This window comes from Streptomyces sp. UH6 (assembly GCF_013421635.1).
In the GTDB taxonomy this organism is placed as follows: Bacteria; Actinomycetota; Actinomycetes; order Streptomycetales; family Streptomycetaceae; genus Streptomyces; species Streptomyces abyssomicinicus.
In genome coordinates this window covers 1-3,833 of the sequence record NZ_JACADT010000548.1, presented here as the reverse complement: position 1 = coordinate 3,833, position 3,833 = coordinate 1, and the positions used below count along the sequence as shown (strand labels likewise).

The window sequence follows — 3,833 nt, the reverse complement described above, 5'->3', positions numbered from 1 at the left end:
GCGTGCGCGCTCTTGCTCTGCCTCTGCTGCTTCGGTGTGGAGTGACGCCCCATGGTGCTGCCGCCTGTTCTGTCTGTTCGGTGACCGGAGAGTGACGAAGCGTAGTGGAGCACCGGGGCGCGGCCAAAGCGCCCACCGCACGTTCGAGCCCCGTTCGACGCGAACCCCGCACCGAAAGCCTCTGCCCGGGAACCGGGAAAACCCTGTCCCGGAAACCCGGCCCCGGAGACCCCGGAAACCCCGGAAAGATCCTTGCCCGGCACCCCGCTCGGGTGTGACCAGAACGGTCACGGATGACCTGTCGTCGACATTCCCTTACGTCACACCGGCAAGTAATCTTCCGTTTATCCACCCCCTCCTTTCACATTTGCCAGAAACGGGTCACCGCCATGCCGTCCGTCCTGTCGAGTGCCACCGAACGTCTCGTCCCCGGCCGCGTCCGGGCGCGGAAGGAGCAGGAGCGTCTGGAGGCGGCCGCCGCCGAGGAGGCCCGGCGGGAGGCCGAGGCGCGGCAGGCGAAGCAGGACCGGATCGCGGCACGGCGCGCGGCGATGCTCGCCGCGGACCCCGAGGTCACGGAGCTGACCGTGCAGGGCCGCAGGTACTACGGCCGCACCGTCACCTGCTTCACGGCCGAGGACGCCCGCGCCCGGCAGCTGCACCTGGTCACCGACGCCCTCACGCACGCCGGCGTCGCCTACTTCCTGGTGCCGGGCCGGTCCGCGGGACGGCACGTGGTCGGCGTGTGCCTGGACGACCGGAAGGCGTTCCTGGCGGCCGTGCGGGAGCTGTACGGAACGGCTCCGCTGTACGCCTGCCGGCCCGGCAAGGAGGCGTGGCCCGAGGACGCCGTCCTGTACGCGGACGGGGCCCTGCCCACCGCGCTCAAGCGTGCCCGGGTGATCCGCTTCACCGAGCTGGAACTCGGCCCCGCCGGGCAGGTCCTGTCCGGGTTCACGGAGGGCTGCGACGTGGAGTTCTGGCAGGACGGCGCGGCCCTGCTGACCGCGCGCGACGCGGTGGAGGAGAACCCCGAGGCGGCCCGGCGGGCGGCCGAGCGGCTTTCCTCGCTGCGCACCCAGCTCCCCGAGAGCGCGCTCGCCGGCACCTGGGTCGCGCCCCGGCCCAACGCGGTCTCGGACACGGTCACCGCCGAGGCCCGCATACCCGCGACGCGGCGCGTGCGGGAGCGTTCCCACCCGACCTTCCGGGATTTCTTCCGGCCCTCCGTGGAATCCGTCGACTTCGACATCGACGTCGTCTACACGTGGGTGGACGGCTCCGACCCGCGCCTGGCGGCCCGGCGCGAGGCCTACCGCGACGGCTCGCCGTCCCCGCGCCGCATCCACGCCCGGGAGACCGGCGCCTCCCGTTACACCAGCCATGACGAACTGAAGTACTCGCTGCGCTCGCTGGAGATGTACGCGCCGTTCGTGCGGAACGTCTACATCGTCACGGACGGACAGACCCCGGCCTGGCTCGACACCTCCGCCGCCGGCGTGAAGGTCGTGGACCACAAGGAGATCTTCTCCGACGCGAGTGTGCTGCCGGTGTTCAACTCCCATGCCATCGGCACCCAGCTGCACCACATCGACGGTCTCTCCGAGCGCTACCTGTACTTCAACGACGACGTCTTCCTCGGCCGTCCCGTCACCGCGGAGCACTTCTTCCACGGCAACGGCGTGGCGAAGCTGCCCTTCTCCCCGTTCCAGTACGGCCTCGGCTCGCCGCTGGCGGACGAACCCGCGCCGAACTCCGCCGGCAAGAACGTCCGGCGTCTGCTGCTCGACCGGCACGGCCGGTTCGCCGTCAACAAGTTCATGCACACGCCGCACCCGCAGATCCGCGGCGTGATGCGGGAGATCGAGGAACTCTTCGCCGAGGACGTGGAGCGCACGCGGGGCTCCCGGTTCCGGGACGTCACCGACATCGCCATGGGCGCCAGCCTGCACCACCACCACGCCTACCTGACCGGTCGCGCCGTGCCGGGCGCGTACAAGCTGCGTTACGTCGACGTCGCCCGCGAGGACGCCTCCGCACGGCTCACGGAACTGCTGGAGACCCGGGCCTTCGACTTCTTCTGCCTCAACGACGTCAGCACGCCGCCGGAACTCCAGGAGGCCGTCGCCGCGAACCTGCACGGCTTCCTGGAGACCTACTTCCCCTTCCCCGGCCGCTTCGAGCGGCGGAGCTGATCCGGGCATGCCTCGTGCCACGCGCCGCCGCCCCCTGGGCGGCGGGCGGCGTCACGGCGGGTCGCGTCACGGCGGGTCGCGTCAGTGCCGGTGGGCGTCCTCCCCGTGCCCGCCGTCGGCCGGCCGGGGCGCGGCGGCAGCGCCGTCCGTGCGGACGGTGAAGGCCGCCGTGCGGACGACGCCGTCGTGCCGGAAGTCCAGGAAGAGGCGGTAGGTGCCCGCGGTGGGCGCGGTGGTGGTGAAGGAGACGCCGGGCCCCGGCTCGGTGGCACCGTCCCCGGGTTCGCCGTTGGGGTGGACGTGCAGGTAGGCGAGGTCGCCGGCGCGTAGGGCGACGAGGTGGCCGTAGGCGCCGAGGTAGGGCTCCAGGTCGGTGACCGGGCGGCCCTTCCGGGCGACGGACAGGGTCAGTTCGGACGGCCTGCCGGGGGTGAGGCCGCCCTCGAGGGTGACGGTGTACCCGTCGACGGTGGCGGTGCCGGCGGGCTCCGGCAGCTCGGGCGCCCGGTAGGCGCCGGAGGCCGCGAGGTCGGCGCCCAGGGTCAGGCCGGCGGCCCCTTCCACACCCGGGGTGAAGTCCGCGAAGACCCGGTAGGAACCGGCCGCGGGCACCGTGACGGGAGTGCTCCAGGTGCCGTCGGCGGCCCGGGTGGGGTGCAGGTGCCGGTAGGTGACCAGGTCGCGTGAGGCGAGGACGAGGTGCAGTTCCTTGCCGTGCTCACGGCGGTAGGACGTCAGCTGCCGCCCCTTTTCGTCACGGACGGCGAAGCGGAGTTCGGCCCTCTCCCCCGCGGTGACCCGCGGGGTCAGCAGGTCCAGGGTGTACCCCGCCTGCGAGACCTGGAGCCCCGCCGGCACCACGTCCGCGCGGCCCTCACCGGCCGCCCCGCCCGTTCCCCCCGTTCCGTCCGTTGCGCCTGTTCCGCCTGTTCCGCCCGCTCCGGGGCGGGCGGACGGCTGCCGGTCGTGCGGCGCGTGGGCAGCCGGCTGCCGGTCGGGGGTGACCGGGTCGACGACCGCGCCGACACCGTAGGCGGCGGCGAAGGTGGCCGCGACGGCGGCGGCGAAAGCAGTGATCTTCACGCCGGTGTTCATGGGCGGACCCTTTCCTCGGCAGTTCGGCGGCGACCCCGCCATCGGTGACCAACGCCGTCGAATATATACCCCCCTGGGGTATGCGCAAGCACCTCGGAAAGACTTGCCGAAGATACCCCGAGGGGGTATACCTGGAGACGCCAAGGGTACCCCCTGGGGGTACGTCACCATGCGCTTTCCTGGAGGAACCATGTCCTGCTGCACCCCCGAAGGCAGCTGCTCCACCGGCACCGCCACGGCCACCGGCTCCGCCGCGGGCGTCACCACCGTCTACGACGTCGCGGGGATGACCTGCGGGCACTGCAGGGCCACGCTCACCACGGAGATCGGCGCGGTGGACGGCGTCCTCGGGGTCGAGGTCGACCTGGAGGCCGGCCAGGTCGCCGTCACCACCTCCGGCGCACCCGACGACGCGCTGCTGGCGAGGGTGGTCGACGACGCCGGCTACCAGCTCACCGGCCGGGCGGCCTGAGAACCCCGCCCGTGCCGCCGCCCGCCGGGCCCGGACCCCGGGCCCGGCGCGCACGACCCACCCCCTTTCCC

3 protein-coding genes are annotated in these 3,833 nt (G+C 72.6%); 2 read left to right on the top strand and 1 reads right to left on the bottom strand.

Annotated elements, in window-relative coordinates:
• Positions 1-389: 389 nt before the first annotated feature.
• A complete protein-coding gene (locus tag HW445_RS21745; RefSeq protein WP_180222657.1) occupies positions 390-2,195 on the top strand; it encodes a stealth family protein in 1,806 nt (601 codons plus the stop codon).
• 81 nt (positions 2,196-2,276) lie between these two features.
• Here HW445_RS21745 and HW445_RS21740 read toward each other — a convergent pair whose 3' ends face one another.
• Positions 2,277-3,290 carry a hypothetical protein gene (locus HW445_RS21740; RefSeq protein ID WP_180222656.1) on the bottom strand — a complete coding sequence of 338 codons (1,014 nt, stop codon included), beginning with the start codon at positions 3,288-3,290 and terminating at the stop codon, positions 2,277-2,279.
• A 190-nt stretch (positions 3,291-3,480) separates the two neighbouring features.
• Here HW445_RS21740 and HW445_RS21735 point away from each other — a divergent pair, with 190 nt between their 5' ends.
• Positions 3,481-3,762: a heavy-metal-associated domain-containing protein gene (locus HW445_RS21735; protein WP_180222655.1), complete on the top strand. Its 282-nt coding sequence runs from the start codon at positions 3,481-3,483 to the stop codon at positions 3,760-3,762.
• Positions 3,763-3,833: the final 71 nt, after the last annotated feature.